At 65.3% G+C, this 21,627-nt stretch carries 16 protein-coding genes and 4 tRNA genes; all 20 read right to left on the reverse strand.

The features are described from left to right. Nucleotides 1–63 precede the first annotated feature (63 nt). A complete protein-coding gene (fusA, locus tag AC1G9L_RS17535; protein WP_010341333.1) occupies nt 64–2,154 on the reverse strand; it encodes an elongation factor G in 2,091 nt (696 codons plus the stop codon). Between the two features lie 138 nt (nt 2,155–2,292). After that, a complete protein-coding gene (rpsG, locus tag AC1G9L_RS17540; RefSeq protein WP_010341334.1) occupies nt 2,293–2,760 on the reverse strand; it encodes a 30S ribosomal protein S7 in 468 nt (155 codons plus the stop codon). Nucleotides 2,761–2,772: 12 nt separating this feature from the next. Further along, nucleotides 2,773–3,147, reverse strand: coding sequence for a 30S ribosomal protein S12 (gene rpsL, locus AC1G9L_RS17545; protein ID WP_003469157.1), 375 nt, complete (start codon nt 3,145–3,147; stop codon nt 2,773–2,775). A gap of 228 nt (nt 3,148–3,375) precedes the next feature. Next, nucleotides 3,376–7,593 carry a DNA-directed RNA polymerase subunit beta' gene (gene rpoC, locus AC1G9L_RS17550; protein ID WP_010341336.1) on the reverse strand — a complete coding sequence of 1,406 codons (4,218 nt, stop codon included), beginning with the start codon at nt 7,591–7,593 and terminating at the stop codon, nt 3,376–3,378. A gap of 130 nt (nt 7,594–7,723) precedes the next feature. After that, entirely contained in the window at nt 7,724–11,875 is a 4,152-nt protein-coding gene (rpoB, locus tag AC1G9L_RS17555; RefSeq protein WP_010341337.1) for a DNA-directed RNA polymerase subunit beta, read from the reverse strand. A gap of 303 nt (nt 11,876–12,178) precedes the next feature. Continuing rightward, nucleotides 12,179–12,547 carry a 50S ribosomal protein L7/L12 gene (gene rplL / locus AC1G9L_RS17560; RefSeq protein WP_010341338.1) on the reverse strand — a complete coding sequence of 123 codons (369 nt, stop codon included), beginning with the start codon at nt 12,545–12,547 and terminating at the stop codon, nt 12,179–12,181. A gap of 63 nt (nt 12,548–12,610) precedes the next feature. Further along, on the reverse strand, nt 12,611–13,153 hold the full coding sequence (rplJ, locus tag AC1G9L_RS17565; protein WP_010341340.1) for a 50S ribosomal protein L10: 543 nt from the start codon (nt 13,151–13,153) through the stop codon (nt 12,611–12,613). Between the two features lie 481 nt (nt 13,154–13,634). Beyond that, nucleotides 13,635–14,333, reverse strand: coding sequence for a 50S ribosomal protein L1 (gene rplA, locus AC1G9L_RS17570; protein ID WP_010341341.1), 699 nt, complete (start codon nt 14,331–14,333; stop codon nt 13,635–13,637). 3 nt (nt 14,334–14,336) lie between these two features. Then, entirely contained in the window at nt 14,337–14,765 is a 429-nt protein-coding gene (rplK, locus tag AC1G9L_RS17575; RefSeq protein WP_010341342.1) for a 50S ribosomal protein L11, read from the reverse strand. Nucleotides 14,766–14,965: 200 nt separating this feature from the next. After that, nucleotides 14,966–15,523 carry a transcription termination/antitermination protein NusG gene (nusG, locus tag AC1G9L_RS17580; protein WP_010341344.1) on the reverse strand — a complete coding sequence of 186 codons (558 nt, stop codon included), beginning with the start codon at nt 15,521–15,523 and terminating at the stop codon, nt 14,966–14,968. Between the two features lie 13 nt (nt 15,524–15,536). Then, nucleotides 15,537–15,950, reverse strand: coding sequence for a preprotein translocase subunit SecE (gene secE / locus AC1G9L_RS17585; RefSeq protein WP_019799062.1), 414 nt, complete (start codon nt 15,948–15,950; stop codon nt 15,537–15,539). Between the two features lie 50 nt (nt 15,951–16,000). Further along, a tRNA-Trp gene (locus tag AC1G9L_RS17590) sits at nt 16,001–16,076 on the reverse strand. Nucleotides 16,077–16,241: 165 nt separating this feature from the next. Beyond that, nucleotides 16,242–17,432: an elongation factor Tu gene (gene tuf, locus AC1G9L_RS17595; protein ID WP_048490041.1), complete on the reverse strand. Its 1,191-nt coding sequence runs from the start codon at nt 17,430–17,432 to the stop codon at nt 16,242–16,244. 45 nt (nt 17,433–17,477) lie between these two features. Further along, nucleotides 17,478–17,553: transfer RNA gene (locus AC1G9L_RS17600), tRNA-Thr, on the reverse strand. 30 nt (nt 17,554–17,583) lie between these two features. Then, a tRNA-Gly gene (locus tag AC1G9L_RS17605) sits at nt 17,584–17,657 on the reverse strand. Between the two features lie 32 nt (nt 17,658–17,689). Beyond that, nucleotides 17,690–17,775: transfer RNA gene (locus AC1G9L_RS17610), tRNA-Tyr, on the reverse strand. A gap of 159 nt (nt 17,776–17,934) precedes the next feature. Beyond that, complete coding sequence (ychF, locus tag AC1G9L_RS17615; protein WP_010341267.1) at nt 17,935–19,026, reverse strand: redox-regulated ATPase YchF; 1,092 nt, start codon at nt 19,024–19,026, stop codon at nt 17,935–17,937. Nucleotides 19,027–19,105: 79 nt separating this feature from the next. Then, a complete protein-coding gene (gene pth, locus AC1G9L_RS17620) occupies nt 19,106–19,687 on the reverse strand; it encodes an aminoacyl-tRNA hydrolase (RefSeq protein WP_017907367.1) in 582 nt (193 codons plus the stop codon). Nucleotides 19,688–19,741: 54 nt separating this feature from the next. Then, the gene (locus tag AC1G9L_RS17625) at nt 19,742–20,389 is read right to left on the reverse strand and encodes a 50S ribosomal protein L25/general stress protein Ctc (protein WP_019799055.1); all 648 of its coding nucleotides are present in this window, start codon (nt 20,387–20,389) and stop codon (nt 19,742–19,744) included. A gap of 168 nt (nt 20,390–20,557) precedes the next feature. Beyond that, on the reverse strand, nt 20,558–21,517 hold the full coding sequence (locus AC1G9L_RS17630) for a ribose-phosphate diphosphokinase (protein ID WP_010341263.1): 960 nt from the start codon (nt 21,515–21,517) through the stop codon (nt 20,558–20,560). Nucleotides 21,518–21,627: the final 110 nt, after the last annotated feature.

The raw sequence follows: 21,627 nt of genomic DNA on the forward strand, positions 1-21,627 counted from the left end.
GGGGACGAGCGAGCGGGATGCGGCGCGGATCGGGTCCGCGGCACGCACCCCGTCGCTCTAATCTCAGTTCTTCTTGATGACCGAGTCGGCGATGTTGGCCGGCGCTTCGGCGTAGTGGTCGAACTCCATCGAGAAGGTGGCGCGACCCTGCGACATCGAGCGCAGCGTGGTGGCGTAGCCGAACATTTCGCCCAGCGGCACCATCGCGTTGATCACCTTGCCCGACGGGCTGTCGTCCTGGCCCTGCAGGATGCCGCGACGACGGCTCACGTCGCCCATCACGTCGCCCAGGTAATCCTCCGGGGTGACGATCTCGACCTTCATGATCGGCTCCAGCAGCACCGGGTTGGCCTTGTTGAAGCCTTCCTTGAAGCCCATCGAGCCGGCGATCTTGAACGCCATTTCCGACGAGTCGACGTCGTGGTACGAACCGTCGATCAGGCGCACCTTGACGTCCACGATCGGGTAGCCGGCCATCACGCCGTTGGCCACCGCTTCCTGGATGCCCTTGTCCACCGCCGGGATGTATTCCTTCGGCACCACGCCGCCGACGATCGCGTTCTCGAAGGTGTAGCCCTGGCCGCGTTCCTGCGGCTCGATCTCGAGCACGACGTGGCCGTACTGGCCCTTACCGCCGGACTGACGCACGAACTTGCCTTCCTGCTTGACCGCCTTGCGGATGGTCTCGCGGTAGGCCACCTGCGGCTTGCCGACGTTGGCTTCGACGTTGAACTCGCGCTTCATGCGGTCGACGATGATTTCCAGGTGCAGCTCGCCCATGCCGCGGATGATGGTCTGGCCGGACTCTTCGTCGGTGTTGACGCGGAACGAGGGATCTTCCTGCGCCAGACGGCTCAGCGCGATGCCCATCTTTTCCTGGTCGGACTTGGTCTTCGGCTCGACCGCCATCGAGATCACCGGCTCCGGGAACACCATGCGCTCCAGGGTGATGATGTGGTCCTGCGCGCACAGCGTGTCGCCGGTGGTGACGTCCTTCAGGCCCACCGCCGCGGCGATGTCGCCCGCGCGCACTTCCTTGATCTCTTCGCGGTTGTTGGAGTGCATCTGCAGGATGCGGCCCACGCGCTCCTTCTTCGACTTGACCGGGTTGTACACCTGGTCGCCGGAGTTCAGCGTGCCCGAGTAGACGCGGAAGAAGGTCAGCGAGCCGACGAACGGGTCGGTCATGATCTTGAACGCCAGCGCCGAGAACGGGGCGTTGTCGGTGGCCGGACGGCTGTCTTCCTTCTCGTCCTCGTCGATGCCCTTGACCGGCGGACGGTCGCTGGGCGACGGCAGCAGCTGGATCACGCCGTCGAGCATGGCCTGCACGCCCTTGTTCTTGAACGCGGTACCGCAGTACACCGGCACCACTTCCACCTTCAGGGTGCGCTCGCGCAGACCGCCCAGGATCTCGGCCTCGGACAGGTCGCCCTCGTTGAGGTACTTGTCCATCAGGTCTTCGTTGGCTTCGGCCGCGGCCTCGACCATGAACGCGCGCGCCTCGGTGGCCTTGTCGACCAGGTGCGCGGGGATGTCACGGTATTCGAACACGGTGCCCTGCGAGGCGGTATCCCAGTGGATCGCCTTCATCTTGACCAGGTCGACCACGCCCTCGAAGCCGTCTTCGGCGCCGATCGGCACCTGCATCGGCACCGGGTAGGCGCCCAGGCGGGCCTTCAGCTGCTCGACGACCTTGTCGAAGTTGGCGCCGGTGCGGTCCATCTTGTTGACGAACGCCAGACGCGGCACCGCGTACTTGTTGGCCTGACGCCACACGGTCTCGGACTGCGGCTGCACGCCGCCGACCGCGCACAGCACGAACACCGCGCCGTCGAGCACGCGCAGCGAGCGCTCGACTTCGATGGTGAAGTCCACGTGCCCGGGGGTGTCGATGATGTTGAAGCGGTGCTGCGGCATGGACTTGTCCATGCCGGTCCAGAACGCGGTGGTGGCCGCGGAGGTGATCGTGATGCCACGCTCCTGCTCCTGCTCCATCCAGTCCATCGTCGCGGCACCGTCATGCACCTCGCCGATCTTGTGGCTGACGCCGGTGTAGAACAGGATGCGTTCGGAGGTGGTGGTCTTGCCGGCATCGATGTGAGCCATGATGCCGAAGTTGCGGTAACGCTCGATGGGAGTGGTACGGGCCACAGGGAGCCTCTCAAATTTCTTGGATTTCGGATGGCCGAACGCCGCCTTGCGGCGGCCTTCGGATTTGTGCCACGCGCAACGGCGCGGCTAGCGGCACTCAGATGGTGCCAGCGGGCCCCGTTTCCAAGGCCCGGAAGGTCACCAGCGATAGTGCGCGAATGCCTTGTTCGCTTCCGCCATGCGGTGAGTCTCTTCGCGCTTCTTGATGGCGCCGCCACGGTTTTCCGAAGCATCGACCAGCTCGGCCGCGAGCTTGCGCGGCATCGAGTTCTCGCCGCGCTTGCGCGCCGAGTCGATCAGCCAGCGCATCGCCAGCGCCATGCGACGGGAGGAACGCACCTCGACCGGCACCTGGTAGGTGGCACCGCCGACGCGGCGGGACTTGACTTCGACCGCTGGAGCGACGTTGTCCAGCGCCTTCTGCACCAGCTCGATGGCGTTGGGGTTCTTCTCGCCGATCACGTCCATCGCGCCGTACACGATCTTTTCGGCGACCGACTTCTTGCCGCTCAGCATCACCATGTTGATGAAGCGGGCGATGGTTTCGCTCCCGTGCTTGGGATCCGGGAGAACGGCGCGCTGCGGCGTATTACCTTTACGAGACATGTGTACTTTCCCTTAGCTCTTCGGGCGCTTGGCGCCGTACTTGGAACGACCCTGGCGACGCTTGGCAACGCCGGCGGCGTCGAGCGAACCGCGCACGGTGTGGTAGCGCACGCCCGGCAGATCCTTGACGCGGCCGCCGCGGATCAGGACCACGGAGTGCTCCTGCAGGTTGTGGCCTTCGCCGCCGATGTAGCTGATGACCTCTTCCTGGTTGGTCAGGCGCACCTTGGCGACCTTGCGCAGGGCCGAGTTCGGCTTCTTCGGGGTGGTGGTGTACACGCGCGTGCAGACGCCACGGCGCTGCGGGCACTTGTCCAGCGCCGGAGAGGCGCTCTTGTAGGTGGTCGCCTGCCGCGGCTTGCGGACCAGCTGGTTGATCGTCGCCATCAGTGGATTCTTCTGATTGAGGCCGTCGGGCCTGGATGCGTGAAAACGAAGGCAGGCCGAAGGACGGCCTGCCGAGACAGGAAAGTATAGCGGGCAAGTCAAAGCGCCGTCAACACAACGGAATTTTTACTTGCTGGCCCATCCGGGGCCGGAATACGGGGCGTTTCCGCTGCGCCCCCTTTCGCGTGGTAGACCGGCCCCGCGGGCGGGACCGGTCCGGCGTGTTGCTTACTCTTCGCTGCCGGCAGCCGCCGGGGCGGAGGTCTCGACCGCCGGCTCGGCGCTGCCGCCGGACAGGGTCTGCATCTCCGACTCGGTCAGGCCGCTGGCGTTGCGGCGGCGCGTGTTGTGGTACGCCAGGCCAGTACCGGCCGGGATCAGGCGACCCACGATCACGTTTTCCTTCAGGCCGCGCAGCGTGTCGCTGGTGCCGCGGACCGCCGCCTCGGTAAGGACGCGGGTGGTCTCCTGGAACGACGCAGCCGAGATGAACGACTCGGTCGCCAGCGAGGCCTTGGTGATGCCCAGCAGCACCGGCTCGTACTTGGCCGGCAGCTCGTTGCGGGTCGCCAGGCGGGCGTTCTCCTCGATGACGCGCTGGCGCTCGGCCTGCTCACCATTGAGGAACTTGCTGTTGCCCTGGTCGGTGATCTCGACCTTGCGCAGCATCTGCCGGGTGATGACCTCGATGTGCTTGTCGTTGATCTTCACGCCCTGCAGGCGGTACACGTCCTGGATTTCCTTGACCAGGTAGGCGGCCAGCGGCTCGACGCCCAGCAGACGCAGGATGTCCTGCGGGCTCGGCTCGCCGTCCACCACGGTTTCGCCCTTGGCCACGTGCTCGCCTTCGAACACGATGATCTGGCGGTACTTCGGGATCAGCTCTTCGTGCTCCGACCCGTCGGTGTCCTTGATGATCAGGCGCTGCTTGCCCTTGGTGTCCTTGCCGAAGCTGATGATGCCCGAACGCTCGGCCAGGATCGCAGGATCCTTCGGCTTGCGCGCTTCGAACAGGTCGGCCACGCGCGGCAGACCACCGGTGATGTCGCGGGTCTTGGACGCTTCCTGCGGGATCTTGGCGACCACGTCGCCCACGCCGACCGGCGCGCCGTCCTGCAGGTTGACGATCGAGCGCGGCGGCAGCAGGTACTGCGCCGGCAGATCGGTGCCCGGGATGGTCAGGTCGTTGCCCTTGGCGTCGACGATGCGCACGATCGGGCGCAGGTCCTTGGCCTGGGTGCCGCGACGCTTCGGATCGGTGATCTCGCGCGAGGCCAGGCCGGTCAGTTCGTCGGTCTTCTCGATGACGGTGACGCCGTCGATGAAGTCGATGAAGCGGATGAAACCGGCCACTTCCGACACGATCGGGTGGTTGTGCGGATCCCAGTTCGCCACCGACTGGCCGGCCTTGACCGCATCACCGTCCTTGGCGGTGATGGTGGCGCCGTACGGCAGCTTGTAGCGCTCGCGCTCGCGGCCGTGGCCGTCGAGCACCGACAGTTCGCCCGAACGCGACACCGCCACCAGCGAGCCGTTGGCGTGCTCGACCGACTTGAGGTTGTTGAACTTGATCGAACCGGTGGTCTTGACCGTGATGTTGTCCACCGCCGCCGCACGCGAAGCCGCGCCGCCGATGTGGAAGGTACGCATGGTCAGCTGGGTACCCGGCTCGCCGATCGACTGCGCGGCGATGACGCCGACCGCTTCGCCGATGTTGACCAGGTGGCCACGGGCCAGGTCGCGGCCGTAGCAGCGCGCGCACACGCCGAACGCCGATTCGCAGGTGATGGTCGAGCGGACCTTGACCGACTGCACGCCGGCCTCTTCCAGCTTGGCCACCCACTGCTCGTCGAGCAGGGTGTTGCGGGTGACGATCGGATCCTCGTCGTTGCCCGGCAGGAACACGTCCTCGGCCACCACGCGGCCGAGCACGCGGTCGCGCAGCGGCTCGACCACGTCGCCGCCTTCCACGATCGGGGTCATGGTCAGGCCGTCGGTGGTGCCGCAATCGGGCTCGGTGATCACCACGTCCTGCGCCACGTCGACCAGGCGGCGGGTCAGGTAACCGGAGTTGGCGGTCTTCAGCGCGGTATCGGCCAGACCCTTACGGGCACCGTGGGTGGAGTTGAAGTACTCCTGCACGTTCAGGCCTTCGCGGAAGTTTGCCTTGATCGGCGTCTCGATGATCGAGCCGTCCGGGCGGGCCATCAGGCCGCGCATGCCGGCCAGCTGACGAATCTGCGCCTGCGAACCACGCGCGCCTGAGTCGGCCATGATGTACAGCGAGTTCATCGACTTCTGGTCGATGGTCTCGCCCTTGGCGTTGACCACCTTCTCGGTGCCGATGGTGTCCATCATCGCCTTGGCGATGCGCTCGTTGGTGCGCGACCAGATGTCCACGACCTTGTTGTAGCGCTCGCCGGCGGTGACCAGACCGGACTGGTACTGCTCCTGGATTTCCAGCACTTCCTGCTCGGCTTCGCCGAGGATGCCCTTCTTCTCCGACGGGATCAGCATGTCGTCGATGCCGATCGACACGCCGGCGCGGGTCGCGTAGGCGAAGCCGGTGTACATCAGCTTGTCGGCGAACACCACGCTGTCCTTCAGACCCAGCTGACGGTAGCTGGAGTTGATCAGGCGGCTGATGTTCTTCTTGGTCAGTTCGGTGTTGGCCAGCGCGAACGGCAGGCCTTCCGGCAGGATCTCGGCCAGCAGCGCACGCCCGATCGTGGTGTCCACGATCGAGGCCTTCTTGGTGCGGTTGCCGTCCTCGTCGATCACCGTCTCGGTGATGCGGACCTTGACCTTGGCGTGCAGTTCGACCGCACGGTTGTCGTAGGCGCGCTTCACTTCGGCGATGTTGGCGAAGACCATGCCCTCGCCCTTCTTGTTCTCCAGCGCGCGGGTCATGTAGTACAGACCCAGCACCACGTCCTGCGACGGCACGATGATCGGCTCGCCGTTGGCCGGCGACAGGATGTTGTTGGTGGACATCATCAGCGCGCGCGCTTCCAGCTGCGCTTCCAGCGACAGCGGCACGTGCACGGCCATCTGGTCACCGTCGAAGTCGGCGTTGAACGCGGTGCAGACCAGCGGGTGCAGCTGGATCGCCTTGCCTTCGATCAGCACCGGCTCGAACGCCTGGATGCCCAGGCGGTGCAGGGTCGGCGCACGGTTCAGCAGCACCGGGTGCTCGCGGATCACCTCTTCCAGGATGTCCCAGACCTCGGCTTCTTCGCGCTCGACCAGCTTCTTGGCGGCCTTGATGGTGGTGGCCAGGCCGCGACGCTGCAGCTTGGCGAACACGAACGGCTTGAACAGCTCCAGCGCCATCTTCTTCGGCAGGCCGCACTCGTGCAGGCGCAGGGTCGGGCCGACCACGATCACCGAACGGCCGGAGTAGTCCACGCGCTTGCCGAGCAGGTTCTGGCGGAACCGGCCCTGCTTGCCCTTGATCATGTCGGCCAGCGACTTCAGCGGGCGCTTGTTGGTGCCGGTGATGGCACGGCCGCGGCGGCCGTTGTCCAGCAGCGCATCGACCGATTCCTGCAGCATGCGCTTTTCGTTGCGCACGATGATGTCCGGCGCGTTCAGCTCGAGCAGGCGGCGCAGGCGGTTGTTGCGGTTGATGACGCGGCGGTACAGGTCGTTCAGATCGGAGGTCGCGAAGCGGCCGCCGTCCAGCGGCACCAGCGGACGCAGATCCGGCGGCAGCACCGGCAGCACGGTCATCACCATCCACTCCGGACGGTTGCCGGACTCGATGAAGGCCTCGATCAGCTTGATGCGCTTGGTCAGACGCTTGAGCTTGGTTTCCGAACCGGTGCTGGCGATCTCTTCGCGCAGGCGGGTCATTTCCGACTGCAGATCGATGGTGCGCAGCAGTTCGTACACGGCCTCGGCGCCCATGGCGGCGTCGAAGTCGTCGCCGTGCTCCTGGCGCGCGGTCAGGTACTGCTCTTCGGTGAGCAGCTGGCGGCGCTCAAGCGCGGTCAGGCCCGGCTCGGTCACCACGTAGGCTTCGAAGTACAGCACGCGCTCGATGTCGCGCAGGGTCATGTCCAGCATCAGGCCGATGCGCGACGGCAGCGACTTCAGGAACCAGATGTGCGCGACCGGCGAGGCCAGGTCGATGTGGCCCATGCGCTCGCGGCGCACCTTGGCCAGGGTCACTTCGGTGCCGCACTTCTCGCAGACCACGCCGCGGTGCTTCATGCGCTTGTACTTGCCGCACAGGCACTCGTAGTCCTTGATCGGGCCGAAGATGGCGGCGCAGAACAGGCCGTCGCGCTCGGGCTTGAAGGTCCGGTAGTTGATGGTTTCCGGCTTCTTCACTTCGCCGAAGGACCACGAACGGATCAGGTCCGGCGAGGCCAGCGCGATCTTGATCGCGTCGAAGTCCAGCGTCTGGCGCTGCTGGTTGAAGAGGTTGAGCAGGTCTTTCATTTGATTTCTCCGGGAATCGGGAATAGCGAATAGGGAATCGTTGGAAGCGGGGAGGCGGGACAGGAAACGCCGGCGGCCTGTGGGCAAACGCCCGGGCGGTTTCCTAGTCCCGACTCCTCATTCCCTGCCCTCAGTCTTCCAGTTCCATGTTGATCGCCAGCGAGCGGATTTCCTTCACCAGCACGTTGAAGGACTCCGGCATGCCGGCGACCATCTCGTGCTCGCCGTCGACGATGTTCTTGTACATCTGGTTGCGGCCCTGCACGTCGTCGGACTTCACCGTCAGCATTTCCTGCAGGGTGTAGGCCGCGCCGTAGGCTTCCAGCGCCCAGACTTCCATTTCGCCGAAGCGCTGGCCGCCGAACTGCGCCTTGCCGCCCAGCGGCTGCTGGGTGACCAGCGAGTACGGGCCGGTGGAGCGCGCGTGCATCTTGTCGTCGACCAGGTGGTTCAGCTTCAGCATGTGCATGTAGCCGACCGTGGTGTGGCGATCGAACGCCTCGCCGGTGCGGCCGTCGTACAGCTGGGTCTGGCCGCTGATCGGCAGGTCGGCGAGTTCGAGCATGTGCTTGATCTCGGCCTCGGTCGCACCGTCGAACACCGGGGTGGCCATCGGCACGCCGTCGGTCAGGTTCTTCGACAACGCCAGCAGTTCCGCGTCGCTGAACTGGTCCAGATCCACGCGGTCCTCGCCCAGCTTCTGGTCGTGGTTGTAGATCTGCGCCAGGAACTTGCGCAGGTCGGCCACCTTGGCCTGGGCCTCGAGCATGTTCTGGATCTTGCGACCCAGGCCCTTGGCGGCCCAGCCCAGGTGCACTTCCAGCACCTGGCCGATGTTCATACGCGACGGCACGCCCAGCGGGTTCAGCACGATGTCCACGGTCTCGCCGTTGGCCATGTACGGCATGTCCTCGATCGGCTGGATCATCGACACGACACCCTTGTTGCCGTGGCGACCGGCCATCTTGTCGCCGGGCTGGATGCGGCGCTTCACCGCCAGGAACACCTTGACCATCTTCAGCACGCCCGGGGCGAGGTCGTCGCCGGCGGTGATCTTGCCGCGCTTGTCGGCGAAGCGACGCTCGAATTCCTTCTCGTGCGCCTGGATCTGCTTCTGCGCGCGCTCGATCGCCTCGGAGGCGTCCTCGTCCTTCATGCGCAGCGCGAACCAGTCGGACTTCTTCAGGCCGTCCAGGTAGGCGTCGCTGATGGTGTCGCCCTTCTTCAGATTCGGACCGCCGTTGGCGACCTTGCCGATCAGCTGGCCACGCAGACGCGCATAGATCGCGCTTTCCAGGATGCGGAACTGGTCGTCGAAGTCCTTCTTGACCCGCTTGATCTCGTTTTCCTCGATCTGGCGGGCGCGCTTATCCTTCTCGATGCCGTCGCGGGTGAACACCTGCACGTCGATGACGGTGCCGTCCATGCCCGGCGGCACGCGCAGCGAGCTGTCCTTCACGTCCGAGGCCTTCTCGCCGAAGATCGCGCGCAGCAGCTTCTCTTCCGGGGTCAGCTGGCTCTCGCCCTTCGGCGTGACCTTGCCGACCATGATGTCGCCGGCGCGCACTTCCGCACCGATGTACACCACGCCGCTCTCGTCCAGACGGTTCAGCGCCTGCTCGGACACGTTGGGGATGTCGGCGGAGATTTCCTCCGGCCCCAGCTTGGTGTCGCGCGCCACGCAGGTCAGCTCTTCGATGTGGATCGTGGTGTAGCGATCCTCTTCCACCACGCGCTCGGAGAGCAGGATGGAGTCTTCGAAGTTGTAGCCGTTCCACGGCATGAACGCGATCAGCATGTTCTGGCCCAGGGCCAGCTCGCCGATGTCGGTCGAGGGGCCGTCGGCCAGCACGTCGCCGCGCGCGATCACATCGCCCACGTTGACCAGCGGACGCTGGTTGATGCAGGTGTTCTGGTTGGAACGGGTGTACTTGATCAGGTTGTAGATGTCGACGCCGGCGTCGGTGCCGCCGCCGATCTCGGCCTCGTTGACCTTGACCACGATGCGGCCGGCGTCGATCTGCTCGATCACGCCGCCACGACGCGCGTTCACGGTCACGCCCGAGTCGCGCGCCACGGCGCGCTCGATGCCGGTACCGACCAGCGGCTTCTGCGCACGCAGCGTCGGCACGGCCTGGCGCTGCATGTTCGCGCCCATCAGCGCGCGGTTGGCGTCGTCGTGCTCCAGGAACGGCACCAGCGCGGCCGCGATCGACACGGTCTGCATCGGCGACACGTCCATGAAGTGCACTTCCGCCGGCGGCTTCAGCAGCGACTCGCCCTGGTAGCGGCACGGCACGAACTGCTCGGTCAGGCGGCTCTTGGCGTCGTGCAGCGCGTTGGCCTGGGCGATGACGTACTCGTTCTCTTCGATCGCCGACAGGTACTCGACCTCGTCGGTGATCTGGCCGTCCACGACCTTACGGTACGGCGTCTCGAGGAAGCCGTACTGGTTGGTGCGGGCGTACACCGCCAGCGAGTTGATCAGGCCGATGTTCGGGCCTTCCGGGGTTTCGATGGTGCAGACGCGGCCGTAGTGGGTCGGATGCACGTCGCGCACTTCGAAGCCGGCGCGCTCGCGGGTCAGACCGCCCGGGCCCAGCGCGGAGACGCGACGCTTGTGCGTCACTTCCGACAGCGGGTTGTTCTGGTCCATGAACTGCGACAGCTGCGAGGAGCCGAAGAACTCCTTGATCGCGGCAGCCACCGGCTTGGCGTTGATCAGTTCCTGCGGGGTCAGGCCTTCGGACTCGGCCATCGACAGGCGCTCCTTGACCGCGCGCTCGACGCGGACCAGACCCACGCGGAACACGTTCTCGGCCATTTCGCCGACCGAACGCACGCGACGGTTGCCCAGGTGGTCGATGTCGTCGACCACGCCACGGCCGTTGCGGATCTCGGTCAGGACCTTGATCACGTCCAGGATGTCGGAGCTGTCGCCGTGCTCGGCGACCAGGCGCTTGGACTCCTCGTCGTTGCGCTCGCCGAAGTACTTCTTGTCGTACAGCACCGACTCGCCGGTGACTTCCTTGCGGCCGACGCGGCGGTTGAACTTCATGCGGCCGACCGTGGACAGGTCGTAGCGCTCGAAGGTGAAGAACAGGTTGTGGAACAGGTTCTGCGCGGCGTCCTTGGTCGGCGGCTCGCCCGGACGCATCATGCGGTAGATCTCGACCAGCGCCTCGAGCTGGGTCTTGGTCGGATCGATGCGCAGGGTGTTGGACAGGTACGGACCGCGATCCAGGTCGTTGACCCACAGCGTGCCCACGGCGTCGACGCCGGCCTTGCGGAACGCGGTCAGCTGATCTTCGCTGATCTCGTCGTTGGCGCTGGCCAGCAGTTCGCCGGTCGAGGCGTCGACCACGTCGTGCGACAGGATGCGGCCGACCAGGTACTCGTCGGGCACGGCCAGCGCGGCGATGCCGGAGGCCTCGAGCTGCTTGACGTGGCGCGCGGTGATGCGCTTGCCGGCTTCGACGATGACCTTGTCGCCGTCGGCCAGGTCGAAGTTCAGGGTCTCGCCGCGCAGGCGCTCGGGCACCAGCTCCAGCTGCACGCCTTCCTTCGGGTCGATGTGGAAGGTGTTGATCTCGAAGAACTCGGACAGCATCTCCTCGTTCGAGTAGCCGAGCGCGCGCAGCAGGATCGACACCGGCAGCTTGCGGCGGCGGTCGATACGGGTGAACAGCGCGTCCTTCGGGTCGAACTCGAAGTCCAGCCAGGAGCCGCGGTACGGAATGATGCGGGCGCTGTACAGCAGCTTGCCCGAGCTGTGGGTCTTGCCGCGGTCGTGGTCGAAGAACACGCCCGGCGAACGGTGCAGCTGCGAGACGATGACGCGCTCGGTGCCGTTGACGATGAAGGTGCCGTTGTCGGTCATCAGCGGGATTTCGCCGAGGTAGACCTCCTGCTCCTTGACGTACTTGATCGCCTTGGTCGAGGACTCGCGGTCGTAGATCACCAGGCGCACGGTCACGCGCAGCGGCGCGCCGTAGCTCATGCCGCGCTGGCGGCATTCACGCTCGTCGAACACCGGTTCGCCGAGCTTGTAGCCGACGTACTCCAGCGCCGCGTTGCCGCTGTAGCTGGAGATCGGGAACACCGATTTCAGGGCCGCGTGCAGGCCGTGGTCCGAACGCTTGTTCGGGTCGGTGTTCTCCTGCAGGAATTCGCGGTAGGAATCCACCTGGATGGCGAGCAGGAACGGCACTTCGAGGATCGAGCGCTGCTTGCCGAAGTCCTTGCGGATACGCTTCTTTTCGGTGAACGAATAAGACGTCATGAGGTATCACCTTGGCTGATGCGGGCCACGCGTCCGCGGCCCTGAGTGAACATAAATTGTCAGTTGGAAGTCGCTGGTATTGCCGGCACCAGCACGCCTTCTCCCGCTACTTCCAACTACCAACTCGGTGGTGAAGCGGGGAATGGGGAGTGGAGAAAGGGGAATCGTGGAGCGCACGTCGCGTGGCTGTTCCGATTCTCCATTCCCGATTCCCGGTTCCCGCCTGAAACGGCCAAAGGCCGGGGGCTTTCGCCCCCAGCCTTCAGTGCATCGCCTTGAACGGCTGGCGATGCAAGGGACTGCTTACTTGACTTCGACCTTCGCGCCAGCGGCTTCCAGGTCCTTCTTGAACTTGTCGGCGTCTTCCTTCGACACGGCTTCCTTCAGGACGCCGCCGGCCTCGGTGAGGTCCTTGGCTTCCTTCAGGCCCAGGCCGGTGATGGCGCGGACGGCCTTGATGACGTCGACCTTCTTGGCGCCGGCGTCGATCAGGATGACGTTGAACTCGGTCTGCTCTTCGACCGGGGCGGCGGCCACGGCCGGACCGGCAGCGGCGACCGGGGCAGCGGCGGAGACGCCGAACTTGTCTTCGATGGCCTTGACCAGCTCCATCACTTCCATGAGGGTCTTTTCGGCGATTGCGTCGACGATCTGCTCGTTAGACAGGGACATTGTGATTACCTTTGGAATTTTTTCTGGATGAGGTTCTAGTGAACCGTTTCAGGTGTCGCGAACTTAAGCCGTTTCGGCCGGGGCTTCCGCTTCGGCGTCGGCAGGCGCGGCGTCGCCGCCACCCTGCTTGTCGCCCACGGCCTTGACCGCACGGGCGAACATGCTCGCCGGCTCGGCCAGCACGCGTGCCAGCATGGCCAGCGCCTGCTCGCGGGTCGGCAGCGACGCCAACACCTCGAGATGAGCGGCCGGATACAGCTGACCACCCAGCGACACGACCTTGGCCTGCAGCTTGTCGTTACCCTTGGCGAATTCCTTGATCAGACGACCGGCAGCGCCGGGTTCTTCCGTCGAGAACGCATACAGCAGCGGACCGACCAGCGCGTCCTGGACGCACTCGTATTCGGTACCGGCAACGGCACGCGCAGCCAGGGTGTTCTTGACAACACGCAAGTACACACCGGTTTCGCGCGCCTTCTTGCGCATCGCGGTCATTTGCGAGACCGTGATGCCGGCGTACTCGGCAGCAACCAAGGAGTGGGCCTTCGCGGCGACGTCGGCCAGTTCGGCGACGACTTCTTGCTTCTGGGACAGATTGAGAGCCATTGCACTCCTCCGTTAAAGCCGGGAGTTGAAATGCGCGACCTGGGATGCGTCAGGAGCGATACCGCCGCTCTTGCCAATCCCCAATCCCGAATCCCGAATCCCTGCTTCAAACTTACTCCGCTCGCGGCTCCTGCCGCTTGCGGTCCTGGGCGGCCTCCTTCCTGGATGCCGGGGATGCCGCATGGCATCCCAGTTGGTGGCCGTTCCAGACCTGGAGTGAGCGCGCCCGGAACACCGGGCTGGCCTGCACCAGAAAAACTCCAGAAAGGCGGCACCATCTACGCCGGCTGGCCCCGAGGGGCTGATTAAGCGATCCCGCTGTACCGACGGCGACTCCTTGCCGTGTCGAGCTTCCGTGCCCGTCGTCGGTTTGCGCAGACCGCGCCTGCGGTCTTTGACGGCTTCGCGTCGGGTTGCCCCGGGCGACGCCTTCAAAAGGGTGAAACCGGCGCCGCACCTGACGGGCGGCGCCGTGTTGCGATTACTTCAGGGACAGCGACGCCTGATCGATGGTGACGCCCGGACCCATGGTCGAGCTCACCGAGATCTTCTGCAGGTAGGTGCCCTTCGAGGTCGCCGGCTTGGCCTTGACCAGGTCCAGCAGCAGCGCCTGCAGGTTGTTCTTCAGCGCTTCGTCTTCGAAGCTGGCCTTGCCGATGGTGCAGTGGATGATGCCGGCCTTGTCGGTGCGGTAGCGCACCTGACCCGACTTGGCGTTCTTCACCGCTTCGGCCGGGTTGGCGGACACGGTGCCGACCTTGGGGTTCGGCATCAGGCCGCGCGGGCCCAACAGGGTACCCAGCTTGCCGACGACGCGCATCGCGTCCGGGGTGGCGATGACCACGTCGTAGTTCAGGTCGCCGCCCTGCATCTTCTCGGCCAGGTCGTCCATGCCGACGGCGTCGGCACCGGCGGCCAGCGCCTCGTCAGCCTTGGCGCCGGCGGGGGCGAACACGGCCACGCGCACGCTCTTGCCGGTACCGGCCGGCAGCACGGTGGAACCGCGCACCTGCTGGTCGGACTTCTTGGCGTCCACGCCCAGGCGCACGGCCACGTCGACGGCTTCGACGAACTTGGCCTTGCTGGTGGTCTTGACGATCTTCAGCGCTTCGTCGATCGAATACGCCTTGCCCGGCTGCACGGCAGCACGGATCGCTTTCTGTCGCTTGGTCTGTGCCATTGCTTAACCCTCCACCGTCAGGCCCATGCTGCGGGCGGAACCCGCAATCGTGCGTACCGCCGCTTCCAGCTCCGCCGCCGTCAGGTCGGCTTCCTTCGCCTTGGCGATCTCTTCGAGCTGCTTGCGGGTCACCTTGCCCACCTTCTCGGTGTTCGGGCGCTTGGAGCCGGAGCTGACGCCCGCGGCCTTCTTCAGCAGCACGCTGGCCGGGGTGCTCTTGGTGACGAAGGTGAAGGTACGGTCCGAGTAGGCCGTGATGATGACCGGAGTCGGCAGGCCCGGCTCCAGCTTCTGCGTGGCGGCGTTGAACGCCTTGCAGAATTCCATGATGTTCAGGCCGCGCTGACCCAGCGCAGGACCGACCGGCGGCGAGGGGTTGGCCTGACCGGCCTTCACCTGCAGCTTGATGTAACCGACGACTTTCTTTGCCATTTTAGTGTCTCCGGGTGCTAGCGCCTAAACCGCAGGCTCCCCATCGCGACGGGAAAATCACGTGTCCCGCCATCACGTTTTTGAAGTGCACAGAAAGCCGCCTCGCGGCGGCTTCCGTTCTGCCCGGCGGCTTGCCTGGACAGGGAGCCGCGCAGTATAGCAGAGATTTTGGCGCCCGGCGCAGCCGCGCCGGCGCGGGCTCAGGCCTTCTCGACCTGGCCGAATTCCAGTTCCACCGGGGTGGAACGGCCGAAGATCAGCACCGCAACGCGCAGGCGGCTCTTCTCGTAGTTGACTTCCTCGACCACGCCGTTGAAGTCGTTGAACGGACCGTCGGTGACGCGGACCATCTGGCCCGGCTCGAACAACACCTTCGGACGCGGCTTCTCCACGCCATCCTGAACGCGCTGCAGGATCGCATCGGCCTCTTCGTCGCGGATCGGCAGCGGACGATCGGCGGTGCCGCCGATGAAGCCCATCACCTTCGGCGTTTCCTTGACCAGGTGCCAGCTTTCGTTGTCGATGCGCGGGATGCCGCCTTCGTCGTGGGTCTCGATCTGGACCAGCACGTAGCCCGGGAAGAACTTGCGCTCGGAACGGCGCTTCTGGCCGGAGCGCATCTCGATCACCTCCTCGGTGGGGACCAGCACGTCGCCGAAGCGCTCCTGCATCTCGTCACGCGCAATACGGTCGCGCAGCGCTTGCGCCACGGACTTCTCGAAGCCTGAATAGGCGTGAACGACATACCAACGCTTCACTGCTGCACTCTCCTCAACGACTCACGAACCACTGCATCAGCTTCTGGATCAGGAAATCGAACCCGCCCAGCAGCAGACTCAGAATGATCACCACCACGATCACCACCCAGGTGGTGCGAATGGCTTCCTGACGGGTCGGCCACACCACCTTGCGCAGTTCGAAACGGGACTCGGACAGGAACTCGCAGCCTTCGCGACCCTTCGCCGTCAGCAGGAACACCGCGGCACCGGCCACCAGGCCGATCACCACCGCCAGCGCACGCAGCGGTCCGGACCAGCTACCCAACTGCGTCGCGCGACTCGGCTCACCGAACCAGAACCAGACAAACAGGCCGGCGACCACCAGCAGCGCAGCGATGACGTACTTGACGATATCGCCGCCGGAAGATGCGGCGGGGCCTTTGGAATGCTCGATCTTGCTGTTCATCCGACTCTTGCTGCTATGCGACCGAGGTCACTGGATAGGGAGCGGCAGATTGGCACGCCAGGAGGGACTCGAACCCCCAACCTGCGGTTTTGGAGACCGCTGCTCTGCCAATTGAGCTACTGGCGTGTAGTAAGAACGACTGCACTTCCCTGAGACGGCGAAGGCGGACCGAAGGTTCCGGCCCGCCCTTCGCTGAACCCGGCGGCCGGAGCCGCCTGCACCTCGTCGGATTCCGGCGGCCGAGGCCGCCGTCCTGCCGTCGAGCCTGGCGGCCGCAGCCGCCAGAGGGCATTACTTGATGATCTTGGCCACCACGCCGGCGCCGACGGTGCGGCCGCCTTCGCGGATCGCGAAACGCAGGCCTTCGTCCATCGCCACCGGGTTGATCAGCGTCACCACCATCTTGACGTTGTCGCCCGGCATCACCATTTCCACGCCTTCCGGCAGCTGCACCGCACCGGTGATGTCGGTGGTGCGGAAGTAGAACTGCGGACGGTAGCCCTTGAAGAACGGGGTGTGACGGCCGCCCTCGTCCTTCGACAGCACGTACACTTCGGCTTCGAAGTCGGTGTGCGGCTTGATCGAACCCGGCTTGCACAGCACCTGGCCGCGCTCCACGTCGTCACGCTTGGTGCCGCGCAGCAGCAGGCCCGCGTTGTCGCCCGCCTGGCCCTGATCCAGCAGCTTGCGGAACATTTCCACGCCGGTCACGGTGGTCTTCTGCGTCGCACGGATGCCGACGATTTCGATTTCGTCGCCCACCTTGATGATGCCGCGCTCGATACGACCGGTCACCACGGTGCCGCGGCCCGAGATCGAGAACACGTCTTCCACCGGCATCAGGAACGGCTTGTCCACGTCGCGCTGCGGCTCCGGGATGAACGAGTCCAGCGCGTCCACCAGCTTCAGGATCGCCGGCACGCCGATTTCGCTCTGGTCGCCTTCCAGCGCCAGACGGGCCGAACCGTGGATGATCGGGGTGTCGTCGCCCGGGAAGTCGTACTTGCTCAGCAGCTCGCGCACTTCCATCTCGACCAGCTCGAGCAGCTCGGCGTCGTCGACCATGTCGGCCTTGTTCAGGAACACCACGATGTGCGGCACGCCGACCTGGCGCGACAGCAGGATGTGCTCGCGGGTCTGCGGCATCGGGCCGTCAGCGGCCGAGCACACCAGGATCGCGCCGTCCATCTGCGCCGCACCAGTGATCATGTTCTTGACGTAGTCCGCGTGACCCGGGCAATCCACGTGCGCGTAGTGGCGCGTCGGGGATTCGTATTCCACGTGGGCGGTCGAGATCGTGATGCCGCGCGCCTTCTCTTCCGGCGCCGCGTCGATCGCGTCGTACGCCTTGAACTCGCCGCCGAAGCGCTCTGCGCCGATCTTGGTCAGCGCCGCGGTCAGCGTGGTCTTGCCGTGGTCGACGTGACCGATGGTGCCGACGTTGACGTGCGGCTTGGTGCGCTCGAACTTACCCTTGGCCATGGCTGCTTCTTCTCGGTGATCGTAGAAAGATTTGACGACTGAATATGGTGCTCACGAAAGGAATCGAACCTTCGACCTCCTCCTTACCAAGGAGGTGCTCTACCGACTGAGCTACGTGAGCGTTGTTCTATTGTGACACAAGCGCGTTCAATGGAGCGGGAGACGGGAATCGAACCCGCACCATCAGCTTGGAAGGCTGAGGTTCTACCGTTGAACTACTCCCGCTACGGGATGCCGCACTGCCACAACAAAATAACTGGTGGAGGGAGGTGGATTCGAACCACCGAAGGCGTAAGCCAGCAGATTTACAGTCTGCCCCCGTTGGCCGCTTGGGTATCCCTCCAACTTACCCACTCGAACCCGGCTGCGAAGCCGAAATCAGAGAGGGGTGAAACAGCCCGCTATTCTTCCCTGACATCCTCGCCTTGTCAACAGTATTTTGACGCGATGTCGCAGGAAATCGTCGTGGCTCACGCGCGCCCGGCCAGGACACGCGCACGCATCAGACGTTGAAGCGGAAATGCAGGATATCGCCTTCCTGCACGCGGTACTCCTTGCCCTCCAGGCGCAGGCGCCCGGCTTCCTTGGCGCCGGCCTCGCCCTTGTACTTGATGAAGTCGTCGTAGGCGATGGTTTCGGCGCGGATGAAGCCCTTCTCGAAGTCGGTGTGGATCACCGCCGCGGCCTGCGGCGCGGTCGACCCGGCCTTGACCGTCCAGGCGCGCACTTCCTTCACCCCGGCGGTGAAATAGGTCTGCAGCCCCAGCAGGGTGTAGCCGGCGCGAATCACCCGGTTCAGGCCCGGCTCGCTCAGGCCCAGGTCGGCCAGGAACGCGTCGCGGTCGGCGTCGTCCAGCTGCGACAGTTCTTCCTCGATCGCCGCCGACACCGGCACCACCTCGGCGCCCTCGGCCGCGGCATGCGCGCGCACCGCGTCCAGGTGCGGATTGTTCTCGAAACCGTCTTCCAGCACGTTGGCGATGTACATCACCGGCTTGAGGGTGAGCAGGAACAGATCGCGCACCAGCGCCTTCTCCTCCTCGTCCAGGCCGGCGTTGCGGCCGGCCTTGCCCTCGGCCAGCGCGGCCTGCAGCTTGGCCAGCACCGGCTTGCGCGCGGCCGCGTCCTTGTCGCCGCCCTTGGCCGAACGCTCGGCGCGATTGAGCGCCTTCTCCACGCTGTCCAGGTCGGCCAGGGCCAGCTCGGTGTCGATGGTCTCGATGTCGGAGACCGGGTCGACCTTGTTGTTCACGTGGATGATGTCGCCATGCTCGAAGCAGCGCACCACGTGGGTGATCGCATCGACCTCGCGGATGTGCGCCAGGAACTTGTTGCCCAGGCCCTCACCGCTGGCCGCACCGGCGACCAGGCCGGCGATGTCGACGAACTCGACCGCGGTCGGCACGACCTTCTGCGGATTGATGATCGCCGCCAGCGCGTTCAGGCGCGGATCCGGCACCGGCACCACGCCCACGTTCGGCTCGATGGTGCAGAACGGAAAGTTGGCCGCGGCGATGCCCGCCTTGGTCAGCGCATTGAACAGGGTCGACTTGCCGACGTTGGGCAGGCCGACGATGCCGCATTTGATGCCCATGTGTGTAATCCGGGAATGGAGAATCGGGAATAGGGAATCGGAAAGCATAGCCGCCTTTCCATTCCCCATTCCCCATTCCCTATTTCCCCTGCGTATGCAACCGCTTCATCGCCTCGTTGAAGTCGCCCTGCACGGCCAGCGGCAGCACGTCGATGGCGTCGTCGATGGCGCGGTCGATGAGGACCTGGTCGTCCTTGCCGGCGCGTCCCAGCACCCACGGCACCACCTTGTCCTTGTGGCCGGGATGGCCGATGCCGATGCGCAGGCGGTGGAAGCCGGCATGCCCGAGCAGGCGGATGGTATCGCGCAGTCCGTTCTGGCCGCCGTGGCCGCCGTCGAACTTGAGCCGCGCCGTGCCCGGCGCCAGGTCCAGTTCGTCGTGCGCCAGCAGCGCCTGCGCCGGTTCGATCTTCCAGAAGCGCAAGGCCGCCGTCACCGACTTGCCGCTGAGGTTCATGAAGGTGGCCGGCTTCAGCAGCCACACCGACTGCCCCGCGACCTCGACCTTGGCGGTCTCGCCGAACAGCTTGGCGTCCACGCTCCAGCGCGCGCCGGCCCGCTCGGCCAACGCGTCGACAAAACGAAACCCGGCGTTGTGCCGGGTGTTCGCGTGTTCGGCACCGGGGTTGCCCAGGCCGACAATCAGACGCAGACCAGTCATGCGCAATGCATCGCCGCAGCGTCCGGACCGATGGCCCGGACGCTGCGCAGGCGATTACTTGCCGTCCTTCTTGGCCGGCTCGGCGGCGGCCGCCGCGTCGGTGGCTTCCGGCTCTTCCTCGACACGGCCGTGCTTGGCGATGACCACCGCCACGTCGTGCTCCTTGCCCAGCTTCAGTTCCGGCAGCTCGACGCCGGCCGGCAGCTTCAGGTCGGACAGGTGGATCACGTCGCCGACCGACAGCGCGGCCAGGTCGACTTCGACGAACTCCGGCAGGTCCTTCGGCAGGCACACGACCTGGATTTCGTTCAGCTCGTGGGTGACGACCACTTCGGCCGACTTGCCGGCCGGGGACACGTCCTCGTTGATGAAGTGCAGCGGCACCGAGGCATGCAGGGCTTCGTTGTCGTTCACGCGCTGGAAGTCGATGTGCATGATCAGCTGCTTGAACGGGTGACGCTGCATATCGCGCAGCAGCACCTTCTGCATGTCGCCGTTCAGGCTCAGGCTGAGGATGGACGAATAGAACCAGTCGTTCTGGCTGGCCAGCCAGACTTCGTTGTGGTCGAGCTGGATGTTGACCGGCTTCAGATCGCCACCGTAGACGATCGCCGGGATCAGGCCGTCGCGACGGAGGCGGCGGCTCGCACCCTTGCCCTCGACTTCGCGGCGCTGCACCTTGATTTCATGCGTGGTTGCCATTTGCGTTTACTACCTTGGTTGAATGAACCGCCTCGCGGCGGTTTGAAGGACTCTTCCGCGACCAGAAGAGTCTGTGAAGCCGGGAGTGGGGAACCGGGAATGGGGAATCGCAACAGCGCAATGCCGCGCTTCGCCCATTCCCTATTCCCGATTCCCCATTCCCAGCCTTTAATCCACGTACAACGAACTCACCGACTCGCCGAAGGCGATGCGGCGGATGGTTTCGGCCAGCAGTTCGGCGACGCTGAGCTGGCGGATCTTGCCGCAGGCGCGGGCGGCCTCCGACAGCGGGATGGTGTCGGTGACCACCAGTTCGTCCAGCTGCGAATTGGTGATGTTGCTCACCGCCGGGCCGGACAGCACGGCGTGCGTGCAGTACGCGGCGACCTTCAGGGCGCCGCGCTCCTTCAGCGCGGCCGCGGCGGCGCACAGGGTGCCGGCGGTGTCGACGATGTCGTCGACCAGCACGCAGGTCTTGCCCTCGACGTCGCCGATGATGTTCATCACCGTGGACACGTTGGCGCGCGGGCGGCGCTTGTCGATGATCGCCAGGTCCGCATCGTCCAGGCGCTTGGCCACCGCGCGGGCGCGCACCACGCCGCCCACGTCCGGCGACACCACGATCAGGTTGTCGGTGCCGTAGGCGCGCCAGATGTCGGCGAGCAGCAGCGGCGAGGCGTAGACGTTGTCGACCGGGATGTCGAAGAAGCCCTGGATCTGGTCGGCGTGCAGGTCCACGGTCAGCACGCGGTCGGCGTTGACCGCGCTGAACATCTTCGCCGCGACCTTGGCGGTGATCGGCACGCGCGAGGAGCGCATGCGCCGATCCTGCCGCGAATAGCCGAAGTACGGCACCACCGCGGTGACGCTGGCGGCGCTGGCGCGCTTGAGCGCGTCGATGATCACCAGCAGCTCCATCAGGTTCTCTGCGCTGGGCGCGCAGGTCGGCTGGATCACGAACACTTCCTGCCGGCGCACGTTCTCCTCGATCTCCACCTGCACTTCGCCGTCGGAGAAGCTGGAGACCATCGCCTTGCCGGGGCGCACGCCCAACTCGCGGCAGATGCTTTTGGCCAGGGGCTTGTTGGCGTTGCCGGAGAACACCAGCAGGTTGCGTTGGTCTTGCATGAGGGGTCTCTCGGGTGGCTGCAAAGAGCGTGTGGCGACGATAACGACGTGGATCAGGAAGCCAGGAGGAGCGATGCTTCTACCTGTTGAATCCCCGCACATGGAGGTGC

The sequence above is a fragment of the Xanthomonas sp. NCPPB 1132 genome (assembly GCF_056629235.1).

What these genes read in the sequence shown, in the direction of transcription:
- rpsG (WP_010341334.1), bottom strand. Translation starts at nt 2,760, where the DNA reads ATGTCTCGTAAAGGTAATACGCCGCAGCGCGCCGTTCTCCCGGATCCC.
- rpsL (WP_003469157.1), bottom strand. Translation starts at nt 3,147, where the DNA reads ATGGCGACGATCAACCAGCTGGTCCGCAAGCCGCGGCAGGCGACCACC.
- rpoC (WP_010341336.1), bottom strand. Translation starts at nt 7,593, where the DNA reads ATGAAAGACCTGCTCAACCTCTTCAACCAGCAGCGCCAGACGCTGGAC.
- rpoB (WP_010341337.1), bottom strand. Translation starts at nt 11,875, where the DNA reads ATGACGTCTTATTCGTTCACCGAAAAGAAGCGTATCCGCAAGGACTTC.
- rplL (WP_010341338.1), bottom strand. Translation starts at nt 12,547, where the DNA reads ATGTCCCTGTCTAACGAGCAGATCGTCGACGCAATCGCCGAAAAGACC.
- rplJ (WP_010341340.1), bottom strand. Translation starts at nt 13,153, where the DNA reads ATGGCTCTCAATCTGTCCCAGAAGCAAGAAGTCGTCGCCGAACTGGCC.
- rplA (WP_010341341.1), bottom strand. Translation starts at nt 14,333, where the DNA reads ATGGCACAGACCAAGCGACAGAAAGCGATCCGTGCTGCCGTGCAGCCG.
- rplK (WP_010341342.1), bottom strand. Translation starts at nt 14,765, where the DNA reads ATGGCAAAGAAAGTCGTCGGTTACATCAAGCTGCAGGTGAAGGCCGGT.
- secE (WP_019799062.1), bottom strand. Translation starts at nt 15,950, where the DNA reads ATGAACAGCAAGATCGAGCATTCCAAAGGCCCCGCCGCATCTTCCGGC.
- tuf (WP_048490041.1), bottom strand. Translation starts at nt 17,432, where the DNA reads ATGGCCAAGGGTAAGTTCGAGCGCACCAAGCCGCACGTCAACGTCGGC.
- ychF (WP_010341267.1), bottom strand. Translation starts at nt 19,026, where the DNA reads ATGGGCATCAAATGCGGCATCGTCGGCCTGCCCAACGTCGGCAAGTCG.
- pth (WP_017907367.1), bottom strand. Translation starts at nt 19,687, where the DNA reads ATGACTGGTCTGCGTCTGATTGTCGGCCTGGGCAACCCCGGTGCCGAA.
- AC1G9L_RS17625 (WP_019799055.1), bottom strand. Translation starts at nt 20,389, where the DNA reads ATGGCAACCACGCATGAAATCAAGGTGCAGCGCCGCGAAGTCGAGGGC.
- AC1G9L_RS17630 (WP_010341263.1), bottom strand. Translation starts at nt 21,517, where the DNA reads ATGCAAGACCAACGCAACCTGCTGGTGTTCTCCGGCAACGCCAACAAG.